At 38.2% G+C, this 23119-nt stretch carries 20 protein-coding genes and 1 pseudogene; 7 read left to right on the top strand and 14 right to left on the bottom strand.

Annotated elements, in window-relative coordinates:
- On the bottom strand, nucleotides 1-1467 hold the full coding sequence (locus tag GUU89_RS12945) for a TonB-dependent receptor (protein ID WP_394350917.1): 1467 nt from the start codon (nucleotides 1465-1467) through the stop codon (nucleotides 1-3).
- 124 nt (nucleotides 1468-1591) lie between these two features.
- Between GUU89_RS12945 and GUU89_RS12940 the strand changes: the two genes are divergently transcribed.
- From GUU89_RS12940 to GUU89_RS12930, 3 genes are read left to right on the top strand one after another with little or no spacing between them, the layout of a single operon-like run.
- Entirely contained in the window at nucleotides 1592-2359 is a 768-nt protein-coding gene (locus GUU89_RS12940) for an MBL fold metallo-hydrolase (protein ID WP_162128689.1), read from the top strand.
- Between the two features lie 6 nt (nucleotides 2360-2365).
- Nucleotides 2366-2857 carry a hypothetical protein gene (locus tag GUU89_RS12935; RefSeq protein WP_162128310.1) on the top strand — a complete coding sequence of 164 codons (492 nt, stop codon included), beginning with the start codon at nucleotides 2366-2368 and terminating at the stop codon, nucleotides 2855-2857.
- 19 nt (nucleotides 2858-2876) lie between these two features.
- Nucleotides 2877-3365 carry a hypothetical protein gene (locus GUU89_RS12930; RefSeq protein WP_162128309.1) on the top strand — a complete coding sequence of 163 codons (489 nt, stop codon included), beginning with the start codon at nucleotides 2877-2879 and terminating at the stop codon, nucleotides 3363-3365.
- A gap of 35 nt (nucleotides 3366-3400) precedes the next feature.
- Here the strand turns inward: GUU89_RS12930 and GUU89_RS12925 are convergent.
- From GUU89_RS12925 to fahA, 12 genes and pseudogenes are all read right to left on the bottom strand, one after another.
- Nucleotides 3401-4044: pseudogene (locus tag GUU89_RS12925) on the bottom strand (alpha/beta hydrolase).
- A complete protein-coding gene (locus GUU89_RS12920) occupies nucleotides 4044-4367 on the bottom strand; it encodes a DUF4870 domain-containing protein (RefSeq protein WP_162128308.1) in 324 nt (107 codons plus the stop codon). Before GUU89_RS12920 ends, GUU89_RS12925 begins: the two are co-directional and overlap by 1 nt.
- An 8-nt stretch (nucleotides 4368-4375) precedes the next feature.
- Entirely contained in the window at nucleotides 4376-5629 is a 1254-nt protein-coding gene (locus GUU89_RS12915; protein WP_162128307.1) for a dihydroorotase, read from the bottom strand.
- Nucleotides 5626-7554 carry a vWA domain-containing protein gene (locus tag GUU89_RS12910; protein ID WP_162128306.1) on the bottom strand — a complete coding sequence of 643 codons (1929 nt, stop codon included), beginning with the start codon at nucleotides 7552-7554 and terminating at the stop codon, nucleotides 5626-5628. The genes GUU89_RS12915 and GUU89_RS12910 overlap by 4 nt, the downstream gene beginning before the upstream one ends.
- 105 nt (nucleotides 7555-7659) lie before the next feature.
- Nucleotides 7660-9006, bottom strand: a complete 1347-nt coding sequence (locus GUU89_RS12905) for a DEAD/DEAH box helicase (protein WP_162128305.1) — start codon at nucleotides 9004-9006, stop codon at nucleotides 7660-7662.
- Between the two features lie 38 nt (nucleotides 9007-9044).
- Nucleotides 9045-9278, bottom strand: a complete 234-nt coding sequence (locus GUU89_RS12900; RefSeq protein ID WP_162128304.1) for a hypothetical protein — start codon at nucleotides 9276-9278, stop codon at nucleotides 9045-9047.
- Nucleotides 9279-9471: 193 nt separating this feature from the next.
- On the bottom strand, nucleotides 9472-11382 hold the full coding sequence (locus GUU89_RS12895; RefSeq protein WP_162128303.1) for an SPFH domain-containing protein: 1911 nt from the start codon (nucleotides 11380-11382) through the stop codon (nucleotides 9472-9474).
- 281 nt (nucleotides 11383-11663) lie between these two features.
- On the bottom strand, nucleotides 11664-12377 hold the full coding sequence (locus tag GUU89_RS12890) for a YebC/PmpR family DNA-binding transcriptional regulator (RefSeq protein ID WP_162128302.1): 714 nt from the start codon (nucleotides 12375-12377) through the stop codon (nucleotides 11664-11666).
- Between the two features lie 83 nt (nucleotides 12378-12460).
- Nucleotides 12461-13495, bottom strand: coding sequence for an LIC11966 family surface protein (locus tag GUU89_RS12885; RefSeq protein WP_162128301.1), 1035 nt, complete (start codon nucleotides 13493-13495; stop codon nucleotides 12461-12463).
- A gap of 4 nt (nucleotides 13496-13499) precedes the next feature.
- Complete coding sequence (locus tag GUU89_RS12880) at nucleotides 13500-15524, bottom strand: S41 family peptidase (RefSeq protein WP_162128300.1); 2025 nt, start codon at nucleotides 15522-15524, stop codon at nucleotides 13500-13502.
- Between the two features lie 5 nt (nucleotides 15525-15529).
- On the bottom strand, nucleotides 15530-16612 hold the full coding sequence (gcvT, locus tag GUU89_RS12875; protein WP_162128299.1) for a glycine cleavage system aminomethyltransferase GcvT: 1083 nt from the start codon (nucleotides 16610-16612) through the stop codon (nucleotides 15530-15532).
- A 44-nt stretch (nucleotides 16613-16656) separates the two neighbouring features.
- Nucleotides 16657-17940, bottom strand: coding sequence for a fumarylacetoacetase (gene fahA / locus GUU89_RS12870; protein WP_162128298.1), 1284 nt, complete (start codon nucleotides 17938-17940; stop codon nucleotides 16657-16659).
- 109 nt (nucleotides 17941-18049) lie between these two features.
- Here fahA and glyA point away from each other — a divergent pair, with 109 nt between their 5' ends.
- The 4 genes from glyA to GUU89_RS12850 all read left to right on the top strand — a co-directional run bounded on the left by glyA (nucleotide 18050) and on the right by GUU89_RS12850 (nucleotide 22483).
- On the top strand, nucleotides 18050-19324 hold the full coding sequence (gene glyA / locus GUU89_RS12865) for a serine hydroxymethyltransferase (protein WP_162128297.1): 1275 nt from the start codon (nucleotides 18050-18052) through the stop codon (nucleotides 19322-19324).
- 99 nt (nucleotides 19325-19423) lie between these two features.
- Nucleotides 19424-20548 (top strand): efflux RND transporter periplasmic adaptor subunit, encoded by a 1125-nt coding sequence (locus GUU89_RS12860; protein ID WP_235922046.1) that lies wholly within the window; start codon nucleotides 19424-19426, stop codon nucleotides 20546-20548.
- Nucleotides 20548-21804 (top strand): ABC transporter permease, encoded by a 1257-nt coding sequence (locus tag GUU89_RS12855; protein ID WP_162128296.1) that lies wholly within the window; start codon nucleotides 20548-20550, stop codon nucleotides 21802-21804. The genes GUU89_RS12860 and GUU89_RS12855 overlap by 1 nt, the downstream gene beginning before the upstream one ends.
- A 1-nt stretch (nucleotide 21805) precedes the next feature.
- On the top strand, nucleotides 21806-22483 hold the full coding sequence (locus GUU89_RS12850; RefSeq protein WP_162128295.1) for an ABC transporter ATP-binding protein: 678 nt from the start codon (nucleotides 21806-21808) through the stop codon (nucleotides 22481-22483).
- Here the strand turns inward: GUU89_RS12850 and GUU89_RS12845 are convergent.
- Nucleotides 22480-23055, bottom strand: coding sequence for a pentapeptide repeat-containing protein (locus GUU89_RS12845; protein ID WP_162128294.1), 576 nt, complete (start codon nucleotides 23053-23055; stop codon nucleotides 22480-22482). The genes GUU89_RS12850 and GUU89_RS12845 overlap by 4 nt on opposite strands.
- Nucleotides 23056-23119: the final 64 nt, after the last annotated feature.

Below are 23119 nucleotides of genomic sequence, written 5' to 3'. Positions count from 1 at the left end.
TTATGCTTTTTGCAGTACATTATTCGGATTGTAACCAAACAATTGGTGTAGTTTTATAATTTCGGCAATACCTTCAGGCAATAACTTTTCCCAACCCGGTGTACCGGTACTAATCATTTTTAATACTTCGCGAGAGAAGATTTTTAAATGTTCTTTATCAAATTCAGTGATGTCAACGACTTTTCCGTTGTAAGCAAAGAATTTATATAACTCTTTCATACGCGGATGCACTTTTAAGTTTTGTGAGGTGATGATTTCTCCATTTTCATCTTCCATCGGATATAAGAATACTTTTAAATCACGGTAGAATAGTTTACCAAAAGCTTCCAATATACCACCACTTAAATGACGATAATATTTCTCATCAAATATATCCACTAAGTTGTTTACGCCCATAGCTAATCCCATACGGGCTTTAGTATAACTGGAGAAGTATTCAACCACTTTATAATATTCCTGGAAGTTAGAAATCATTACTGTTTGACCCAACGAACAAAGTAATTCTGCTCGGTCCATAAAATCACGCTCGTCTATTTCGCCTTCAGAACGAAGGTTAGAAAGTGTAATTTCAAAAATCACTAAGGTATTGTCTTTGTCCACTTTGCTTTCCTCAAGAAACATTTTCAATGATTTCTCATACATGTCCATATTTACCTGAGTGACCGGACGGAAACTTCCTCTAAGTGCTAAGATGTTTTTCTTGTAAAGAATAGAAGCCGGTAATATATTTTTCCCATCCGGACCAAACATTACCGCATCGGTCATGCCGTTTTTAACCAACTGTAAACTCATCAAACGGTTATCCACATTGGCAAAACGAGGTCCTGAAAAGTTAATAGTATCTATTTCTAATTGATCCTTGTCTAAATGGTCGTATAGATAACGCAATAGTTTTTTTGGGTCGTTGTATTTATAGTAAGCACCATAAATAAGATTAACTCCTAAGACACCCAAAGTTTCTTGTTGCAAACGGGCATCGGTTTCTTTGAAACGTATGTGAAGGGTAATTTCGTTATAGTCTTCATCAGGTTCAACTTGGTATTTAATACCAACCCAACCATGTCCTTTGAATTGTTTGGCAAAATCAATAGTAGCTACGGTATTGGCAAAACTGAAGAATATTTTATTAGGGTGTTTGTCTCTTTTTAAACGTTTTTCAATCAGCTCTACTTCGTGATTCAACATTTTTTTTAAGCGACTTTCGGTTACATACCGACCATCATCTTCAATACCATAAATGGCATCGCTAAAGTCTTTATCGTAGGCCGACATAGCTTTCGCAATAGTTCCAGATGAACCTCCGGCTCTAAAAAAATGCCTTACCGTTTCTTGCCCGGCACCAATTTCAGCAAATGTTCCGTAAATGTTCTCATTCAGGTTAATTCGCAATGCCTTATCTTTGATGGCAGGAATCTGTTCGATGGCTTTATCGCCTTTAAGCTTTATAATTGAAACAATATTATCCATAATAGTATATATGCTGCAAAGTTAGTAAAATAGCTATTTTATAAAAAGATAATTAAACCTATTTTTGTAATTAATTACTTTTAAAGTCAGACTTCAAACTATTTGCCACAAAAACCATGCTATGATGCAAGTTTATTTTCTGGGTACCGGCACTTCACAAGGCATTCCTGTAATCGGAAGCACGCATCCTGTGTGTAAAAGTACCGATAGGAAAGACAAACGGTTGCGCGTATCCGTATGGGTTACTTGGGATGACAATTCAATCGTTATTGATTGCGGCCCCGATTTCAGACAACAAATGCTGACATCTGAATGCCCGAAATTAGATGCCCTTCTGTTTACCCATGAACATGCTGATCATACAGCCGGTTTAGATGATATTCGTCCTTTTTTCTTTCGCCAAAAAATGGATATTCCGGTTTACGGACATATACGTGTTTTAGATAACTTAAAGATTCGTTTCGACTATATTTTTGAAACCGAAAATAAATATCCGGGAGCACCTGGTGTACAAACGTTTGAAGTGAAGAACAATGAAAATTTCACTATTGGTCAAACCAACATTATCCCTATAAATGTGAACCACGGCGACCTTCAGATTTTTGGTTACCGAATTCAGGATTTTGTATATTTAACCGATGTGAAATCTATCAACGATTCCGAAATAGAGAAACTGAAAGGTGTAAAGGTATTGGTAGTGAATGCCTTGCGGGAAGAGCCACATCACTCACATTTTAGTTTGCAGGATGCCCTAGATTTTATACATTTGGTACAACCGGAAAGAGCCTATCTGACCCACATCAGTCATCTTATGGGTTTCCACGAAGAAGTGCAACAACGATTGCCCTCCCATGTGTTTTTGGCTTATGACAATTTGAAAATTACTATTTAATATTTTATGAAAAAGTCCTTGTTTTTATATCTTTTTATCATCGCCGTATTGATGAATGTTTTTACCTATAAATATTTTTCATCCAAAGACGGAAATGAGTTGCAATCCTTAACCGAAACGAATAAAAGAATGAAAGACAGTTTGGTAACGGTGGTAAACCAACTCTACGATGCCGACGCTTTTTCGTTAGCAAATAATGACAGAGCTCAAAATTATTTGGCACAAAACAACATCAAGGCTTTTGAAGAAAAAGTAAAGCAAGCTCTTTTGGCTTATAATGACGATAAGGAAGGCAACAAATATACTGACCAAACCAAAATGGGCGAACAAAAGTTCATCATCAACAAAGTGAAACTTTTGAATCACCGTTGGATTATTGCCAATTACAGCAACGGAGAGCTTTGGGGAGAAGTGATGTTGAAATATTTCGTAAACGATGACCAAACCATTTCTTTTGAAGTGATGAGTTCGTATTTATATCCAAAAGAATTAAATTAGCCTTTTATATCAGTTCACCATGAAAAAAATAATTACCCTTTTGATTTTTACGCTAGCCCTTTATTCGTGTAAGTTAACCAATCAGAATGACGAAGAAACAGAAGGAGGAAAAGCCAATACAACGGTCAAAGATTCTACGGTTGTTAACGACAAAGACGAAAACGGTTGTTTAGCCTCTGCCGGTTATATTTGGTCAAAAGTAAATAAAGAATGTGTAAAAGGGTTTTCCGGAATTCAATTAAATCCGATAAGCAATCCGGATAATGAAGATGAAACACTAAGTGCCTATGTCTTGTTTAGTGAAGATGCCGAAAAAGCTGAAATTTTTCTTCCAAACGATACCACTTCAATGGTTTTGTCAAGAAGTGCCGAAGGTAAGCCATGGGTTTTTAAAGATTGGCAACTCGTTCCTTGGAAGGGATATGTGTTGAAAAAAGGAACTGAAAACAAGTTTGCCGGCGACGGAGAAATAGGAAAGAAAGTTACCGAAACGGATACCGAACAATAATAAAAAAGGTCTTGAATTTCAAGACCTTTTTTGTTTTATAATGCTAACCAATTCCTGAAATCGAAGAAGTTTTGCGGAGCCACGCCGTGTCCGACAGGGTATTCTTTAAATACAATTTGGATCCCCAGATTTTCAATAACAGGTATGGTTTTACGGGCCCATTCCACCGGGATTACTTGGTCAACTGTTCCGTGGGAAGCAAATATTCTGAGGTTACTAAAGTCGTTTGCAGCAAAGTTTTCAACTGCAATTTCGGTATTTAAATAACCGCTCATGGCTACCACACGCTGTACTTTTTCAGGGTAAGATAAAGCCACGGCATAACTTAAAATACATCCTTGACTAAATCCTACTAGAGTTACATTTTCTTTGTCAATAGGGTAGGAGGCTACTAATTCATCAATAAAATTGGCAATGATATCACGTGATGCTCTGGCTTGGGGATATCAGAAAATTTGTTTTCATCGGCGTCAAAATTGATAGCATACCAAGCATAACTGCCATACATCATGTCATAGGGTGCACGGGCAGATACAACATAATAGTCCTCGGGCAATTCAGAAGCAAAAGAAAACAAGTCTTCTTCATTACTGCCATACCCATGAAGCAATAGGAGTAAAGGATTCTTGTCTTTTTTTATTTTGGGTTCTCTAACGAGGTGGTGTAGTGATAAATTCATTATAAATTTTTAAAGGTATTTTGGAAAAAACCACCCACTAAAGGCAATTCTCTTTTCTGTCCTTGCAAAGCACCGGTAAATCCAAAAATCCAAAGAATGAAATAAAACAAATAGAATGCAGAAGTAGCGGTCCAACTGTTGGCATATCCAACAAAGTAACCCAATAAAAAGAAAGAGATAAACAATCCTAAGGCTTGTCGAATGTGAAACGAAGCAAATTCGCTTTTGTTTTCTTCCTGATTCATGAAAATGGCAATCACACTTCCTATGATGGTTAAGTAGGCAATGATAGCGGTGTTTTTTGATTTGTCTATATTTTCCATAAGATTGATTAGGCTAAAACTAATTTTCCGTTGTTGTAAATGCCAATGGCTCTTCCTTTCATTTGGTGCCCAAGGAAAGCAGAGTTCTTCGATTTGGATAAAATGTTATCCTTGCTGAAGGTCCAGTTGCTGTCTATTTGAAACAAACTTAAAGAAGCTTTGTTTTTTTCTTTAATATTTTCATTTTCAATAGTTAAAATTGATTTACCGAAAGTCAATTTTTCTATTACTTTATCCAATGGTAGTACTGTTAGCAAAGCACTAAAAGTACTTTCCAATCCGATGGTGCCATTTTTGGCCAAATCAAATTCCATCTTTTTATGTTCGATATCCATTGGGTTATGGTCGCTTGTAATACAGTCAATAGTGTTGTCTAAGACTCCTGCGACTAATGCCTTGCGGTCTTCTTCATTGCGCAAGGGTGGTGTTACTTTATATCGGGTGTCAAAACCTTCCAGTTTTTCATCGGTCAGGACCAAATGATGTACGGCAACACTACAAGTCACTTTCAACCCTTTGGCTTTAGCTTCTTTAATCAACGCTACTGATTTTGCAGTTGATATGGTTGGAATGTGCATTTTTCCACCGGTATATTCTAAAAGGAATAAGTTTCGAGCTACTATCAGTTCTTCTGCTAAGTTGGGAATGCCTTTTAGTCCTAATCTTGTGGAAACTATACCTTCATTGGCCACTCCGTTTCCTTTGATGTTTTCATCTTGGCAAAAGGCAAGTACTAATCCATCAAAATCTTGTACATATTGTAAACCTATTTTCAGCAGATTGGCATTGGCCAAACTTTTGGTATAATCGCCAAACGCAACGGCTCCGGCATTTTTCATGTCAAATAATTCTGCTAAGTCTTTGCCTTCACTTCCTTTGGTTAAAGCGCCTATAGGATACAAATCAGTGGCGGCATTGGCAGCTTTTTGTTTTACAAAATGAACCTGCGATTGATTGTCGATAACGGGATATGAATTGGGTTGCAGTGCTATTCCGGTAAAGCCGCTTTTGGCTGCTACTTCAAGTCCGTGGGCTATGGTTTCTCTGTCTTCAAAGCCCGGTTCTCCTAAAGAAACACTGGTGTCAAACCATCCCGGTGAAATGTGTAAACCTTCGTGCTGAAATTCCTGATGGGTATCAATATTCAGTATAGAAGTGCCTATTTCTTCAATACTTCCGTTCGTAATTTTTAAATCAACGGTTTGTTGATGGTATGGACTTTTTGGATCTACAACGGTTGCTTTTCGAATGATTAGATTCATTTTACAAATTTTTGAATGAGCAATTCTAAGGCTAAAAAGAGTAGGGTTAGCATCACAAACCATTTCCAGATTTGCGTATCAGTTCGGTCGGTTTGTATGGTGTTGAAAACCGTTTCTAAATCGTCAATTTCTTTGAAGTTTGCTGCGGCATCGGCATTGGCTAACGACAAGTTACTTTCGGTACGGCTGTAATTAAAGCTTATGTTTTGCACCAAATTTTCGCCATTAAAGATACCAAAATTTCCGGCTTCTGCGGGATTGTCATTGAAAGTCATTTTCATTTTGGTATTCAACAACTGCTGTACCGGAATGAAACTTTCAGTATTGTTTTTTACCGTCAATATTTCATCTTTAGCTACCGCTGTGGTTACCACAAAAGGCTGACTTTCGCCAATAATCATTGCGTTAACGCCTGTTTTCTGACTACTTTGTGCCATATTGTAAAACGTAGGCACGATTAGCGGAGAATTTTGGAAATTGCTATTCGATTTATTTATCGCTGCTGCAAAAACATAGACAGAGGATAATGGGTTGGGTAACGAAGTTAAGAAAGCACTTTGGTCTTCATAAGTCAAAATAGACGGTGTGGTACTGCTTATTTCAAATGAAGTTTTAGTTGATGGGTATTGGAAGTTATCAATTTTCTTTTCGAAAACAGTACTGAAGAGCGGATGATTGAAATTGATTTTGGTGACTTTTTTTTCAGTTAGCCCTGCCGTTTTTAATTGAAGAGCCCCAAAGTTGGCCAAGAACGAGTTCATAGCTGTTGCGTTACTTTCCTGAGCGGGGATGACTACTAAGTTACCTCCTTTATTTACGAATGATTTTAAGGTGGTTTGTAAAGCCTGCGGAATCTCTTTTACTTCATTCAGTACAATAGCATCTTGTTTTTCGAGTAAGTTATAATCTAAATTGGCTATCGGATAATTGGCATAAGCAAACTCATCTGCTGTGTAAATTCGGGACAGAAAATTACTTTTATCAGTATCGCCTATGCTGATTACATTGGTTTTACTTGGTTTGGAAATGCTGAAATAATAGGTGTTGTCATACGCTAATCCTTTATCAGTGATGGCAACATAACCATGAAAATCTTCTTTCGGAATGGTGAAGTTTATAGTCTTAGTGTTGATTTCAAAATTAATAAGCGTTTTGGCAATGAGTTTGTTTTGATTGTATAGTGCAATGGGTACATCGTTAAAATCTTCTCCATTTGCCGCAAGTTTTACTCCAATTTCATAAAAACTGTCCAGAGTTTGCTGAATGTAAACGCTGTCGATAGCCACATTGTTTTTTTGCTCAGCTTGCGGTATGATGAAATATACGTTGTCTTCTTTACGGAAGCTTTTGGTTTGATTGGTTTCTAAGCCTACTGCATCGGTAATTACAATAATATCTTTGTTGAAGGCTGATTTTCGAGCATTTACTTTGGCAATTAAATTGTCTAATCTAAAAGAGGTTGCGCTGTATTTTAAATCTTGTAAATCCTTTTGAACGGCTTTAATATCCGTGTTCCAATAGGTTTCGGTATTGGTGATTAAGGAGAAGTTCTGGGTTTCCGGTGTGTGTTCTAATAGGTCTTGAACGGCCCGCTTGAGCAGTTCACCTTTTTTGCCTTTGGCTTGCATGCTATACGAATTGTCTAGAATGATATACATTTCGTTAGTAGCTTTTTTGCTGTCGATAGCCGTGAAAAAAGGTTGGGCAAACGCCAGGATTAAGCAGGCAAGAAGGAGTAAGCGGGTTAAAAGCAACAGCCATTTCTTGATGGTAGAGCTCTTGCGGGTTTGTATTGAAAGTTCTTTTAGGAATTGTACGTTGGTGAAGTATTCTTTCTTGAAACGACGCAATTGAAACAAGTGTACCAGAATTGGGATAACCAATAAGAAAAGAAAATAAAGGATTTCCGGGTGTTTGAATTGCATTCTTTGTAAAGTTTACCTCGTAGAGGCTATTTTATTGGCATTCGGTTACTCTTCGACTTGTCAAAAATAGCAATCAATTGTGAATTATCAATTATCAACAGTCAATTATTTCTTCTTTCTTTTGGCGGCTCTGTTTTTCAGTATATTTCGGTTGACCGATGTACCTGTTTTTTTCTTGGTTTTTGAGGGACCGCCCAAGTTTACTTTTTTGTTTTTTTCTATTTTTTCATGAAAAGACGCGCCACCTTCCAGTTTTGGTTTTTTCAATAAGAACTTCATTTGTTTCTTTTTGTCTTTTTCCCATTCTAACAAACGCTCAGCAATGACAACGGTATCAGGTAGGGGAGAGAATGCTATTTCTTTTTCCATCAGTACTTCTGCCTCAATCTGAATTTCTTCTTCTCTTGGGCTTATTAAACTGATGGCAATCCCTGATTTATCGGCACGACCGGTTCTACCGATACGGTGAATGTATTGTTCGGGAATTTCGGGGAACTCTACGTTGATTACATGGGTAATATCGGAAATATCCAATCCTCGTGCCATTACATCTGTGGTAACGATACCTCTAATTTCGCCGGCTTGGAATGTTGCCATGGTTTGCAAGCGGTAATTCTGTGACTTATTGGAGTGAATGGTTCCGAATTGGTCAGGGTAGACTTCGTCTATTTTTTCGGCCAGTAAATCGGCTGTTTTTTTATTGTTTACAAAAAGCAGTACTCTTTCAAAAGCTTCGTCTTTGAGTAATTCGAGTACCAAATTCACCTTCGTTAAAAAGTTGGGCACACGATACCCCAATTGTTCAATTTGTTCCAAAGGAGTTCCGCTTGGCGCTAATGAGACTTCTTCGGGAAATTCAAAATACTCTTCCAGCATTTCATCTACTTCGTCGGTCATTGTAGCGGAAAAGAGGATGTTTTGGCGTTTGGTTTTAATCATCGTGAGGATAGAAGTCACTTGTGTGCGAAACCCTAAGTTTAATATTTCATCAAACTCATCAATGATTAATTTTTGCAAGCTGTCAAAACGAATGACATTGTCTAAAGCCAAATCCATGATACGTCCCGGTGTTCCTACTAATACATCCACTCCGCTGTAAACGGCTTTTTTTTGAGTATTGATATTGACACCCCCATAGACGCCCAGGGTTCTGACCGACATGAATTGGGTTAGTTTTTCGACTTCGGCAGCTACTTGTACTACTAACTCACGGGTGGGCACCAAAATTACTACTCTTGGCGTATCGGTCGCTACAAATTTCCATTGTTTTAAGATGGGCAGTAAGTAGGCAAAGGTTTTACCGGTACCGGTTTGAGCAATTCCCATTACATCGCGACCCGACATAATTACCGAAAACGATTTTTCCTGAATGGGAGTAGGGGTGGTAAGCCCTAAAGTGTCGATGGCTTTTTGCAGTGATTTTGGAAGATTGAATTGCTCGAAAGTGCTCATTAGAATTGTAATTTGCGGCAAAGGTAAGGAATTCTTTTTTAGACGCTTTCGACTAGTTGGATTGCTTGAACTACTGACCTGTTTTTAGCCTGCTGCTTTTTGTCGGCAGGTTGCTTATCGGACTGTGCAGGTTGATTTTCAGGCTTGACAGGTTGGATTTCGGAGCGTGCAGGTTGGATTTCAGGCGCGGCAGGTTTGATTTCAGGCATGGCAGGTACGATTTTGGAGTGTGCAGGTTTGATTTTAGACTCGGCAGGTTTGATTTCAGGCATGGCAGGTTGCTTTTCAGGCGTGGCAGGTTCGATTTCGGAGCGTGCAGGTTCGATTTCAGGCTTGGTAGTTGTTATATGGGGCTTTGGAGGTGTTCTTTGTAGAATAATACTTTTAATAGGAACAAAATAAATGGTTCTTTAACCAAAAAACTCCGAGTCATCCTCGGAGTTTTTGTTTTAAACTTTAAAAACCTTATTTTTTCTTAGAGATTTCGGTGTCATTTTTTGTATCCATCATTTCCATGAGTTTCATGCCTAATAATCCACTGATACCGCCCTCTGAACCGTTAGCTCCTGAAATTAATACATCAGGAATCACTTTAATGTTGCCTTTACCAATTTCTTCTGTGATTTTGTATTTAGTAAAGTTGTCACCACCCATAGCGGAAACCTGCAATTGATAAGCCTCAGCTGTCGACTTACCGATGGCCATGATTTTTTCAGCTTCTGCCAAACCGGTTTTCGAGATTTTTTCGGCTTCCGCACTCGCATTTAATTTGGTAGCTTCTGCCTGAGCACCGGCTCTTGCTTTGGTAGCTTCTGCTTCAGCTTGTGCTCTCATTTTAGTAGCTTCGGCTTCAGCATTTACATTCAATTTCAAACTGGTTGCATCTCCTTCTGCTTTCTTAACGGTAGCATCAGCAGTACGTTGCGCAATTTCAACACTTTGTGAAGCGCGTACAATTTCTTTCTGCATGTCGGCAATCGCTGTCTCTTTCTCCATTCCTTGACGTTGCTCTTGTGCCATTTTTTGCGTCTGATAGGTTTTTTGTTCCTCTTCGGCAATTTTTCGGTCTGTCAATGTTTTCATTAAAGAATCAGGTGGTACGATGTCACCAATTAGGGTATCAACAGCATTTACGTTGTATTCATCTAAAACCACTTTGATGTGATTCTTAGCTGATTCTTGTCTTTCTTTTCGGGTACTCAAGAACGAAATCACATCACTTTCTTGTGCCGAGTTACGGAAGTAGTTACCGATAGTTGGTTCTAATACTTGCGACACCAAATTGGTCATACTACCAAAACGAGCAATTACTTTCGGAGCTTCATTAGCCGGTACGTGAATGATTTGTGATACGTCAAGGTTAAAAGGGAAACCATCTTTAGAACGCACTGTAATAGTTGATAAATTGTGGTCTAAATTATGGGCTTCACTTCGTGCATCGGCCCAGTTCAACACTAAATTCGTAGTCGGAACAGCTTCTAATTTGGTAGTATATTTGTTTAAAGCATATTTACCCGGTCCCAGCGGCTCCATCCAAACACCTCTTTGTCCTTTTGAAACGATATTCCCGTGTTTAAAGTGTTCACCGGTTACGTCTTGTCCGTCTTCTCCAATGTAAGAGATTACGACACCCACATATCCGATAGGCACATCGGTCATCGGGTTTTGTTCTATCTGAATAGCCCATGTATTGATGTAATAAGAACCGGCAAGCATCACCTGAGGTTGTAAACCACGGTTACCGCCTTGTTCAAGGAACGAGTCAAAGTCTTGAAAGTTGTTGTGATTATCTACAAACTTACCTGCAATTTGTCCTTGCGGAATCGGTTCTCCGTCAAGCGCCGTAACGACGCCCACTTGGTTTTCAAATATTTTCACTTGATCGGCCATTACAATTTCGAATAAAAAAGTATTGATACGATACGAACCGGTAGTAATAAAAGCGGTTTGACGTCCTTTTTGTCCACCGTTATTTAAGAAGGCAGTAGCGTCTTGGAAGTTGTCGCTGTCTACTTTTCGAGCTAAAATTCGTCCCGTTGGGATTTCTTTACCGTCTTTACTTAATACTAATCCGATTTTACCTTCCGGAATGATGGTAAACGGACTCATATCAATAGCATATTGCCATATCCATTTTCCCCAATATAAACCCGGAGCTAATGTTTGTGCTTGGTAACCGGCTTCTCCTTTGGTAGCAATAATACGACCATCCGGTAATGATTTATCGGTGCCTAAAAGCACGAATTTTTTCGTTACTAAACCAATTTTATCTTCAGGAACGATAACCATTCCGAAGAATACACGTAAAACGAATTTGTAAAGAAGGATGGATAGTACCAGTACGAATACCCACCAAAAATCTAGAATTGATGTCATTGTTTTTATATTAGATTGTTAAATGTTAGTGGATTTTAGTTCATTAGTTATCTGAAAGTAGAAGGTGTCAAATTAATGTGCATTTGAAGAAATTGCTACGTTGCGTCTTTTCAGAATATTTTGTTGGACAAAAATCTGTTATTATACGGTGAGGTGATTTTAATGTTACAAATTTTTACTACTAATTTTTTGTTAATATAGTAAACGATTAATTATCAATAAAATAAAAAATCCGTTTTACAATCGTAAAACGGATTTTGATATAAAGTTTGAAGGATGTATTATTCTTCTTCCATGGTGTGGTAAACGTTCATCACATCATCGTCTTCTTCGATTTTTTCGATTAGTTTTTCTACATCAGCCATTTCAGCCTCGGTTAGTTTTTTGGTGATTTGCGGAATTCTTTCAAAACCGGAGGATAAGATTTCGATGCCTCTACTTTCTAATTCTTTTTGAATGGCTCCAAAGCTTCCGAAAGGGGCGTAGATTAAGATTCCGTCCTCATCAGCAAAGATTTCTTCGGCACCAAAATCAATGAATTCCAACTCCATTTCTTCAATATCAATTCCGTTGTTAGGAATGCGGAAATTACAAGTATGGTCGAACATAAACTCTACTGAGCCTTGCGTTCCCAATGTTCCGTTGCATTTGTTGAAATAGCTGCGAATGTTAGCAACCGTTCTGTTGTTATTATCGGTGGCTGTTTCAATCAACAGCGCGATACCATGAGGGGCGTAGCCTTCAAAAAGTTGCTCTTTATAATTGGCGGTGTCTTTATCGGTGGCTTTTTTGATGGCGCGTTCCACGTTTTCTTTCGGCATGTTGGCCGACTTTGCGTTTTGCATTACCGCTCTCAGTCTTGAGTTGGCTTCCGGATTTGGGCCACCTTCTTTTACTGCCATTACGATATCTTTGCCTATGCGAGTGAATGCTTTGGCCATAGCTGACCAGCGTTTCATTTTTCTTCCTTTTCTAAATTCAAATGCTCTTCCCATTACTAAGAATGTTTTATTTTGGTTCTAAATTGACTGCAAAAATAAGGTAATATTCGATTAATGCAAATGTTTGAAATGACAAATTAATCAACCGGAACATGCGAAGAAATGAAGTTTTCTCCCGTGTTGTTCCAATTGGAAATCGCCTTGTTTTTTTCCTGATAATTAACGTTGTTCCCCTTGTTATAGTCTTCAATTCCTTTGTTGATTTGCTTCACCATGCCGTTGAAGTTGTCAATTTCTTCTTTAGTTCGGTCTTTATCTGATTTGGCTTCCATTGATTTTCGGGCTGTGTCAAATTTTTCATTGAACATTAAAAAATCGACTACTTTCGGCACATACTGTTGTGCTTGTTTTTTGTAGTACTCTAAAGCATTTTTGGTAGCTATTACCATGGTATTGTCGTTTTGAAAGGGCTTGATGGTTTTTAGTTTTTCCAACCCTTCCTCGACATATTGTGCCAGAGCATTATTGTTTTGTTGAATGACTCCAAGGTCTTTCTTTTCGATGGCTGCAGATAAATTTAAGTCGGTAATATTGGCTTTGAAGAAAATCAAATACAGCTGGGTATGGTAATTGAAAACTTCGCTTGAAATTTTCATTTTTTGACCAATTTCGCTGGTACCTTCCGTCAGATTGATGTTGTATTTAGCGGCAAATTCTTTTTGTGCCAAGCTTACTTTTTCGAACTCGGCATCAATTTTGGCATTAACCAAGTCACGGGTCATGATGTAAGCCTCCATCAAGTCATAGGATTGCTCTGCCACTTCTTGCATGTCAATGATTTTATCGTATTCTTCATTGATATTTTTTTCGGAGATGTTTAAAAAGGCAATCACTTTATCGCGGTAATCTAAATCACTTTTGTACCCGTCTTTTAAATCCTCAATCTTTTTGCGGGCCGCTTGTATGCTTTTGACTAATTGTTTTCGGGTGTTGTCAATTCGGCGAGCACTTTTAGAGTGGGCTACTGCCGAAGTGTACTTCCACATGCTTTTAGAAATGTTGTCCTGTTCTTTTCCGATATAGGATAAATAGTCGACGGGTGTTTTGAATTCTTGAGCTTGGATTGATAAACTCATTAAAAAGATAAAGGCTAATAGTAATTTGAATTTCATAGCGTTAAGGTTTTAATTGTTTTATGTCGCTTAGTATGTTTACGGCTTCCAAAATATGGTAATTTTGTTTGATGCCTTTGATTCTTTCGGTGTTACAACTCTTTAAATAATCGTCGTATTTTTGGTATTCGTCATCCACAGAATTTTGTTCTACAGCTATTGGATATTCTTTTTCGGCGGCCGATTTTATAGTTTTCCAAAGCGCGTTAATTTTGTTTACATCATTAAAAACAGCATCAAACTGTAGGGTGATGGGTGGTAAATCATTGTCATAAAAAGGGTTGACTTTAGCATTCAAGGCCAAAATATCTTCGGCTTCTTTACTGTCTTCAATTCTTTTTTTGCTTAAGGCGATAGCGCCGGCATAGGTCTCGTTTGGCAATCGATTGTATTTTAGGTTTACTCCGATTTCGTCATTTTTTAAAGCCGTTTCATTGCTGTCTTCTCTGGGCATTTGCTTGTCAAACAACAACGGAATTTCGACATCGGGTGTGATGCCGATATACTGATTGCTTTTGCCTGTTATACGGTAGAATTTTTCTAAAGTCAGCTTTACAAACTCATCGTTGCTTTCATTTAAAGGAAAGATACGTTGCATAGTGGCTTTTCCCAATGATTTGTTTCCAATGACTATCGCTCGGTTGTAATCCTGCATGGCATTGGTAAAAAACTCACTGGCGGAAGCTGAAAATCCGTTAATCATGACTACCATCGGGCCGTTGTATATGGTGCCGCGATTCATGTCTTTCAAGACCTGTTTCTTGTTTTTGTTGTTGTTCATTACGGCCAAAGGACCAACGTCGATGAACAAGCCCGACAATTGTATGGCTTCTTCCATAGAGCCGCCACCGTCGTTTTCTAAATCGATGATGATGCCGTCAACGTTATCTTCTTGGAGTTTGTAGATTTCTTTGGAAACATCATTGCTTACGTTAGATTTTCCGTTTTCAAAGGTGGAATAAAAGCTTGGGATTCGGATATACCCAAAGGTGCCATTGTCTTTTTTGATTTTAAAGCTAAAGACATTGTTTTGGTAATCTTTCATGATTTTTTTGACCAAGCTCACGGTGTATATTTCTCCGCTTTTTTTTCTGAAAGTAAAATCGGCCGTCTTATATTCGTTAGAACTGATGATTTCATCAATTTTTTTCATCGAAGCACAATCGATGTCATACTGCTCCTTGTTGTACTTGATTTTTAAGAGTTGATCGCCTTTATCAATTTTTTCGGTGAAATAAGCTGAGCTTCCCGGAATTATATCATCCACGGTCATTTCGTCTTTTTCAGTCATTGAAACATACAAGCCAAAAGTCATATTGTCTGAACTCACGGTAGAGTAGAACGATGATTTTTCATTGGCCGAAAAATATTCGGTATGCGGATCAAAATAGGAACAAAATACGCTGAAAAATATGGCTTGAAATTCGGCTTCCGTGTATTGATAGCTTTCTATTTTGCATTTGTATTTGTCAAAAATCTTGGCTTTGCTTTCGGCTGCCAGCTTATCAAAATGAGTTATCAATGAATCTTTATTAGTACTCAATTCGGCCACTTCACGGAGGGTGTTGAACAAAATTCTTTTTTTATACAAATGTTTTACTTCGTTTTCGTCTTTGGCATAAGGGAATGCTTTTTTGGAAAATACCACTTTTTCAGTACTGCTTAGCGGAAAAGGTTCTTTTTCAATAGCCGACAGCATCGTAACATAGCGAGTAATTGTTTTGGTATAAGCTACATAAAATTCATGTAGAAAATCACAATTGCCGCTATTGATGTAGTCGTCAATTTTGTATTCATGCTTTTTGAGGGCTTTAATTTCGGGGTCGATGAACAAACGGTTTTCTTCATCTAATCGACTTAAAAAGGTTTTAAAAACATAAACCGATAAACTGTCGTCTACCGGTTTTGGTTTATAATGGTTCTCTTGAATTAAGGTATTCAGTTTTGAGAGGGTTTCACACGGATTTTTTTCAGTTTGGCTGAAAAGTAAACTCGGAAACAGTATACCTATATAAAAGAGTTTTTTCACTGTATTTATTTTTTATAAAAAGGAAGCTTAACCACTTTGGCGGCCACTTTATTGTTTCGGATTTGGATAAAGATATCGCTGTCTACTGCAGCAAATTCGGTTTTTACGTACCCCATTCCGATTCCTTTTCCTAAAGAAGGTGCCATCGTTCCTGAGGTTACTATACCAATGTTATTTCCTTGAGCATCTACAATTTCGTAGTCATGACGCGGAATCCCTCTTTCGGTTAATTCGAAACCAACCAATTTGCGGGTAACTCCGGCTTCTTTTTGTTTTTTCAGGTTTTCGGAATTTGTAAATTCTTTGGTGAATTTGGTAATCCAACCTAACCCTGCTTCAAGAGGGGATGTGGTGTCATTGATGTCGTTTCCGTATAAGCAGAATCCCATTTCTAATCTTAGGGTATCACGGGCTGCTAACCCGATTGGTTTGATACCAAAGGCGGCACCGGCTTCAAAGACTTTGTTCCAAACTTGCTCTGCGTCTTCATTTTTGCAGTAAATTTCAAATCCTCCGGAACCGGTATATCCTGTGGCTGAAATAATTACGTTTTCGACTCCGGCGAACGGGCCCACTTCAAAATGATAGTATTTAATAGCGGATAAATCAATAGAAGTCAAGGATTGCATGGCTTCTACTGCTTTTGGTCCTTGAATGGCCAGTAGGGAATATTCTTCTGAAATATTGCGCATGTCCACGCCTAAGTCATTGTGAGCGGAAATCCAATTCCAATCTTTATCGATGTTAGAAGCATTTACTACCAATAAATATTGATTTTCTTTCATGCGGTAAACGATTAAATCGTCTACGATACCACCGTCATTGTTGGGAAGACAAGAGTATTGTGCTCGACCAATTTCTAAAACCGAAGCGTCATTGGAAGTTACTTTTTGAATTAACGCCAGCGCATTGTCTCCGGTTAATAAAAACTCGCCCATGTGTGACACGTCAAAAACACCTACGCCGTTTCTTACGGTTTCGTGTTCGGCATTCACGCCTTCATATTGTACCGGCATATTATATCCGGCAAACGGTACCATTTTCGCTCCTAAACCCTCGTGAATGTGTGTTAATGCTGTATTCTTCATTGTAAAATTAAAGTTGTGTTTGTTATAAAGATATTTGTGTTTGTTTATTTTCTAACGAATGGAGGCAATAGCTTGGTGGAAACTTCCCCAAAACCAATGCGAACCGAACTGTTTTGGCAATAGCCTTTCATGATTACGGTGTCATTGTCGTTGATGAATTTACGCTCTGTTCCGTCTTTCATGATAATAGGGTTTTTACCACCCCAAGTCAATTCTAGCATAGAGCCGAAGCTGTCTTCTGTTGGTCCTGAAATGGTTCCGGAGCCCATCATATCACCCGAATTCACTCTACAACCATTAGAAGTATGATGTGTTAATTGTTGTATCATTGACCAATACATGTATTTGAAATTGGATTTGGAAACCAAGCTGGCTTCAGTATTTTCGGGTTCTATGTACACTTCTAAATTAATGTCGAAAGCGTTTTTTCCTTTTTGTTGCAGATAGGGAAGAGGCGTTGGTTCTTGTTTTGGGCCTTTGATTTTAAAAGGTTCCAAAGCATCCATCGTTACTATCCAAGGGGAAATAGAGGAAGCAAAGTTTTTGGCTAAAAAGGGGCCTAGTGGTACATATTCCCATTTTTGAATATCACGTGCACTCCAATCGTTCAGCAACACCATTCCGAAAATATAATCTTCGGCTTCATTGATGGGAATGTTTTCTCCCATAATGTTGGCATCTGTAGTGATAAAAGCCGTTTCCAATTCGAAATCCACCAATTTTGACGGGCCAAAAACCGGAATATTGTCGTTATTTGGAATCGTTTGTCCCATTGGGCGATGCACCGGAATTCCGGAAGGCACTATAGTTGAACTTCGGCCATGATACCCTACGGGAATGTGAAGCCAGTTGGGTAACAAAGCATTAGCCGGGTCGCGGAACATTTTACCAACATTGGTAGCGTGTTCTTTACTCGAATAAAAATCAGTATAATCGCCAATCATTACCGGAAGTTGCATTTCTACATCTTCCATTTTAAAAATAACAACATCGCGGTGTTCTTTGTTATCCCTAAGTTCAGCATTATTATGGTCAAAAATATCGCCAATACGGTTTCGGACAGCACGCCATGTTTTTTTTCCGTCTGATATGAAATCGTTTAGCGTGTCTTGCATAAACATATCATCTGTCAACTCAATACCTTCAAAATAATTTAGCTGCTGTAGCGCACCTAAATCAATCGCATAATCGCCGATTCTCGTGCCGATAGTAATTACATCTTCTCTGGTCAAGAATACCCCGAACGGAATATTTTGAATGGGGAAGTCACTGTTTTCGGGTACGGTAAGCCAGGATTTTCGAGTAGGATTATTAGTTGTAATGGGCATGGTTATGTTGATTTAGTTGTTGAAAAATTAGCAATCAAATATATCATTAACTATTAATTTACCAAACGATTTTCGTAAATTTGACCTCAATTTAACGAAATAATTTCAAATGCAACGCGACGAACAAATTTTTGACTTAATTCTTGAAGAACAAGAAAGACAAATACACGGGATTGAACTAATTGCTTCTGAGAACTTTGTGAGTGATCAGGTGATGGAAGCGGCGGGCTCGGTATTGACTAATAAGTATGCTGAAGGCTATCCGGGTAAGCGCTATTATGGTGGCTGTGAAGTAGTAGATGTTATTGAACAAATTGCTATCGACAGAGCGAAAGCTTTATTTGGTGCCGATTATGTAAACGTACAGCCTCACTCAGGTTCACAGGCCAATACAGCGGTTTATGCTGCCTGTTTGAAACCGGGTGATAAAATACTTGGTTTTGATTTATCTCACGGTGGTCACTTAACGCATGGTTCTCCGGTAAACTTTTCCGGAAAATTATATAATCCTGTTTTTTATGGGGTGGATGCCGAAACCGGTGTTTTAAATTATGATAAAATTCAGGAAATAGCCACTAAGGAGCAACCTAAAATGATTATTGCCGGTGCTTCGGCTTATTCACGCGATATGGATTTTAAACGTTTCCGTGAAATTGCGGATAGCGTTGGGGCTTTGTTGTTAGCCGATATTTCACATCCTGCCGGTTTAATTGCCAAAGGATTGATGAATGACCCTATTCCACATTGTCATATTGTTACCACTACGACACACAAAACTTTGCGTGGTCCCAGAGGCGGTATTATTATGATGGGTAAAGATTTTCCAAATCCTTGGGGTTTAACTACACCGAAAGGAGAAATCAGAATGATGTCACATGTATTGGATATGTCGGTTTTCCCGGGGAATCAAGGCGGGCCGTTAGAACATATTATCGCCGCTAAAGCAGTAGCCTTTGGTGAAGCTTTATCGGATGAGTTCTTTACATATGCTATGCAAGTGCAAAAGAATGCTAAAGCCATGGCGGAAGCTTTTGTGAAAAGAGGCTATAACATCATCTCAGGCGGAACGGACAATCACATGATGTTGATTGATTTGAGAAACAAAAACATTTCCGGTAAAGAGGCTGAAATTGCTTTGGGCAAAGCCGAGATTACTGTTAACAAAAACATGGTCCCTTTTGATGATAAATCCCCATTCGTAACTTCAGGAATCCGTGTTGGAACTCCGGCGATCACTACGCGTGGTATGGTAGAAAGCGATATGGAAACTATTGTAGCCTTGATTGACAAAGCTATTACGAATCACACCAACGATGAGTTGTTGGAAGAATTGGCAGATGAAGTAAACGACATGATGAGCGAAAGAGCCATTTTTGTTTATTAAACTCGACATAATTCAATAAAAAACAAAACCTTCAGAAGTTCGCTTTTGGAGGTTTTTTATGATAATTATTAGGTTTTGTACAAGTCAATTGTTGTAAATTTGAAAGACAAAAGTCATAAATACCAAAATTTAATGAAATTGCTGAAAGTCCTCTGTGTATTCTCCTTCCTCATTCTTGTTTCCTGTTCCAAAAAAGACAATGGCGAAATTCATCCCACCAAAGGGAGTATTACCGAGAGTGTTTATGCTTCCGGTGTTATTAAGTCGGAAAACCAGTTTACCGTTTATGCTACGGTTAGTGGCGTGTTGCAAAAAATCAATGTTACAGCCGGACAAACCATAGCGGCGGGACAATCCTTATTTCAAATCGAAAGCGACAAAGCGGCTTTGAATACCGAAAATGCCCGATTGGCTTATCAGTTGAGTAATGAAAACAATCGTTACATCCAGGATAAAATTGCCGAAATGGAAACCCGAGTTCAGGCTGCCAAAGACAAATTAGCCTTAGACCAATCGATTTACAACAGAAACAAAAACATCAAACAATACAATGTTATTTCAGAAGTGGATTATGAGCGTGTTGAATTAGCTTATAAAAACTCCAAATCCAATTACGAAGCTGCTCTGAAGCAACTGTCACAGCTAAAATCCCAATTGAAAAATGAGCAAAGCAGAAGCAATATCAACCTTAAAATCAATGAAAAATCCCAAAGCGATTTTACGGTAAAAAGTGCTATCAGCGGGGAATTGTTTGATGTATTGGTAAAAGAAGGTGCTTTGATAACCCCGCAGACGCCTTTGGCCATAATAGGAGCAAAGAATACTTACTTACTCGAATTGGATGTGGATGAAAACGATATGGTTCGTGTAAAATTGGGACAAACCTTGATAGTGACTTTGGACAGTTACAAAGGCAAAGCTTTTGAAGCTAAAGTTGACAAAATTTATCCGATTATGGATGTCCGTTCCCGAACCTTTAAAATAGAAGCTCATTTCACTACTCCTCCGGCTAAGTTGTATCCTAATCTTACGGCCGAAGCCAATATCATAGTGCAAACCAAAAAAGAAGCGTTAACGATTCCGAAAAGTTATTTAGTGGATAATCAATACGTGTTGGTCAATGGTGATGAAAAACGCCAAGTAAAAATAGGCTTGAGCGATTATCAGCATGTTGAAATCTTGGATGGATTGACAGCAGAGGAAACCATTTCTAAACCTAAGTAATGAACTTTAAACTCATTTTAAATATTGCACTACACCTGTTAAGGGCTCGGTTGAAACAAACCGTCGTAGCCGCTGTTGGTGTAACGTTTGGTATTGCGATGTTTATTACATTGGTGAGTTTTATGAATGGTATGAACGATTTACTTGACGGATTAATGCTGAACAGAACGCCACATGTTCGTTTATATAACGAAATTAAACCTTCTGAAAACCAACCTATTTCGTTTTCTGGAAAATATAAAAATAATACTAATTTCATTGCTTCGGTAAAACCAAAAGACCGTGGGAAAGCTATCTATAATTGCAAGTCGATTATACATGATTTGAAACAGGACAAACGTATTGTTGATGTGGCCCCCAAAGTGACTGCGCCTGTATTTTTCAATTCGGGCACTATTGAAATTTCCGGTGTGGTTAATGGTATTGATGTTTTGGCAGAAGAAAAATTATTCAAAATCAGTGAGTATATCATTGACGGAAAGGTTACTGATTTGCAGCAGAACAATAGTATCATTATTGGCAAAGGATTGGCCGAAAAGATGCTTTTGGAAAAAGGAGATATAATTAAAGTCACTACTTCTAAAGGCAATTTGTCGTCATTGAAAATTGTAGGTATTTCACAGATAGGCATAGCCGAGTTTGATGATACGATGAGCTATACCTCGTTGGTTACAGCTCAAAAACTATTGGGTGAACCTACCAATTATATTACAGATATTCAGGTAAAGACTTATGATATTTTGACAGCACCTGCTTTGGCTAAAGAGTTCGCGACTAAGTACAATTTGGACACCATAGATTACCAAACCACCAATTCCCAGTTTGAAACCGGAAGTTCCATCAGAAGCATTATTTCTTATGCGGTGGGTATCGTTTTGTTGATTGTGGCAGGCTTTGGAATTTATAATATCCTGAACATGATGATTTTTGAAAAGATGGACAGCATTGCTATTCTCAAAGCTACAGGGTTTTCGGGTAATGATGTGAAGTGGATTTTTATTTCGCTTTCTCTGGTAATTGGGTTAACCGGTGGATTGTTTGGTTTGCTTTTCGGTTATGTTTTTTCAAATATTATTGATGTGGTGCCTTTCAACACAGCTGCTTTGCCCACTATCAAAACGTTCCCGATTAATTACAATCCGTTGTTTTATGTTATCGGAATCACTTTTGCTTTGATTACAACTTTTATCGCCGGGTTGTTTCCTGCATTGAAAGCCAGCAAAATTGATCCGGTAGAAATTATTAGAGGAAAATAGCATGAGCAATATAGTTTTAGAAACCAAAGGCCTAACCAAATACTTTTACGACCCGATACAATTTCAGGTTCTGAAAGCCATTGATATGACTATTAATCATGGCGAATTTGTGTCAATAGTTGGGAAATCAGGCTGCGGGAAATCAACCTTGTTGTATTTGCTTTCTACTATGGATACGATTTATGAAGGGCAGTTGTTTATTGATGAAGAGCTGATTACTGGTAAATCTGATACCGAATTGGCCCAACTCCGGAATGAGAAAATAGGGTTTGTGTTTCAGTTTCACTATTTGTTATCGGAATACAATGTGTTGAAAAATGTAATGTTACCGGGGATGAAACTGAACAAACTTTCCCAAGAAGAAATTGAGCACAACGCTATGGAGCATCTCAGAACTTTGGATATGCAGGAACAAGCTTTGAAAATGCCGAATCAACTCAGTGGCGGTCAAAAGCAACGCGTAGCCATTGCCAGGGCTTTAATCAACAATCCGTTAATTATTATGGGCGATGAGCCTACCGGAAATTTGGATAAAAAGAACAGCGATTTGGTTTTTGATATTTTCAATAAATTGACATTGGAACAAAAACAAACCATGTTGATTGTTACGCATGACAACGATTTTGCCCAAAGAACCAACCGAACCATTACCATGTTGGACGGGAAGATTATTGCTTAATCTTTGATTACTAAATCATATTTCCCTAACAAGCCTTTTAAACCATCGGTAGAGAAAACAGCTTTCTTAAGTTTACTTTTCTCGGGGTCAATGGTAAAATCATAACTGGTCGAAAAATCAGCTTTATTGGCAATAGTGTCAATAAAAACAGCTCTTCGCAGGTTACAGTTGTCAAATAAAGCTTCAGTCAAATCACAGCCCATGAAATCTACTGAAATCATACTGCAATTGATAAACTGCATTTTGCGGAGTTTTAAGGCGTAAAATTTAGTGTAATCCAGCAGGCAATCTTTGAAATTGAATTCATAAATCAACTGGTCGGTCATGGCAAAATTAACATTGGTAAAATTACAGCGGGTAAACCACACATCACGAAGCGAAACATAATTGATTTTGGCATCGGTAAAGTTGCAATCAAAAAAAGTACAATCAATAAACGCCACGGTTTGAAAATCACATTCCCTGAAATCGCATTGGTTGAAAATGCAGTTCTCAAAGTTTTTATATTTAATAGCATCCGGTGCAAAAACCGAGGCTGAGTATTCAGAATCGTAGATATAATCAGAAGTCATAGGTTGGTTTTAATTGGTGAAAGATTGGGTTTTGCTTAGCAATGTCCATCAAAACTCCGCTTAG

Source organism: Flavobacterium phycosphaerae (genome assembly GCF_010119235.1).
GTDB lineage: Bacteria > Bacteroidota > Bacteroidia > Flavobacteriales > Flavobacteriaceae > Flavobacterium > Flavobacterium phycosphaerae.
Note: the sequence above shows the minus strand (reverse complement) of the source record. Positions and strands in the feature narration are given on the sequence as shown.

Excerpts from the sequence above, each read along its gene's own strand:
- GUU89_RS12945 (WP_394350917.1), bottom strand. The coding sequence starts at position 1,467 with ATGGATAATATTGTTTCAATTATAAAGCTTAAAGGCGATAAAGCCATC.
- GUU89_RS12940 (WP_162128689.1), top strand. The coding sequence starts at position 1,592 with ATGCAAGTTTATTTTCTGGGTACCGGCACTTCACAAGGCATTCCTGTA.
- GUU89_RS12935 (WP_162128310.1), top strand. The coding sequence starts at position 2,366 with ATGAAAAAGTCCTTGTTTTTATATCTTTTTATCATCGCCGTATTGATG.
- GUU89_RS12930 (WP_162128309.1), top strand. The coding sequence starts at position 2,877 with ATGAAAAAAATAATTACCCTTTTGATTTTTACGCTAGCCCTTTATTCG.
- GUU89_RS12920 (WP_162128308.1), bottom strand. The coding sequence starts at position 4,367 with ATGGAAAATATAGACAAATCAAAAAACACCGCTATCATTGCCTACTTA.
- GUU89_RS12915 (WP_162128307.1), bottom strand. The coding sequence starts at position 5,629 with ATGAATCTAATCATTCGAAAAGCAACCGTTGTAGATCCAAAAAGTCCA.
- GUU89_RS12910 (WP_162128306.1), bottom strand. The coding sequence starts at position 7,554 with ATGCAATTCAAACACCCGGAAATCCTTTATTTTCTTTTCTTATTGGTT.
- GUU89_RS12905 (WP_162128305.1), bottom strand. The coding sequence starts at position 9,006 with ATGAGCACTTTCGAGCAATTCAATCTTCCAAAATCACTGCAAAAAGCC.
- GUU89_RS12900 (WP_162128304.1), bottom strand. The coding sequence starts at position 9,278 with ATGCCTGAAATCAAACCTGCCGAGTCTAAAATCAAACCTGCACACTCC.
- GUU89_RS12895 (WP_162128303.1), bottom strand. The coding sequence starts at position 11,382 with ATGACATCAATTCTAGATTTTTGGTGGGTATTCGTACTGGTACTATCC.
- GUU89_RS12890 (WP_162128302.1), bottom strand. The coding sequence starts at position 12,377 with ATGGGAAGAGCATTTGAATTTAGAAAAGGAAGAAAAATGAAACGCTGG.
- GUU89_RS12885 (WP_162128301.1), bottom strand. The coding sequence starts at position 13,495 with ATGAAATTCAAATTACTATTAGCCTTTATCTTTTTAATGAGTTTATCA.
- gcvT (WP_162128299.1), bottom strand. The coding sequence starts at position 16,612 with ATGAAGAATACAGCATTAACACACATTCACGAGGGTTTAGGAGCGAAA.
- fahA (WP_162128298.1), bottom strand. The coding sequence starts at position 17,940 with ATGCCCATTACAACTAATAATCCTACTCGAAAATCCTGGCTTACCGTA.
- glyA (WP_162128297.1), top strand. The coding sequence starts at position 18,050 with ATGCAACGCGACGAACAAATTTTTGACTTAATTCTTGAAGAACAAGAA.
- GUU89_RS12855 (WP_162128296.1), top strand. The coding sequence starts at position 20,548 with ATGAACTTTAAACTCATTTTAAATATTGCACTACACCTGTTAAGGGCT.
- GUU89_RS12850 (WP_162128295.1), top strand. The coding sequence starts at position 21,806 with ATGAGCAATATAGTTTTAGAAACCAAAGGCCTAACCAAATACTTTTAC.
- GUU89_RS12845 (WP_162128294.1), bottom strand. The coding sequence starts at position 23,055 with ATGACTTCTGATTATATCTACGATTCTGAATACTCAGCCTCGGTTTTT.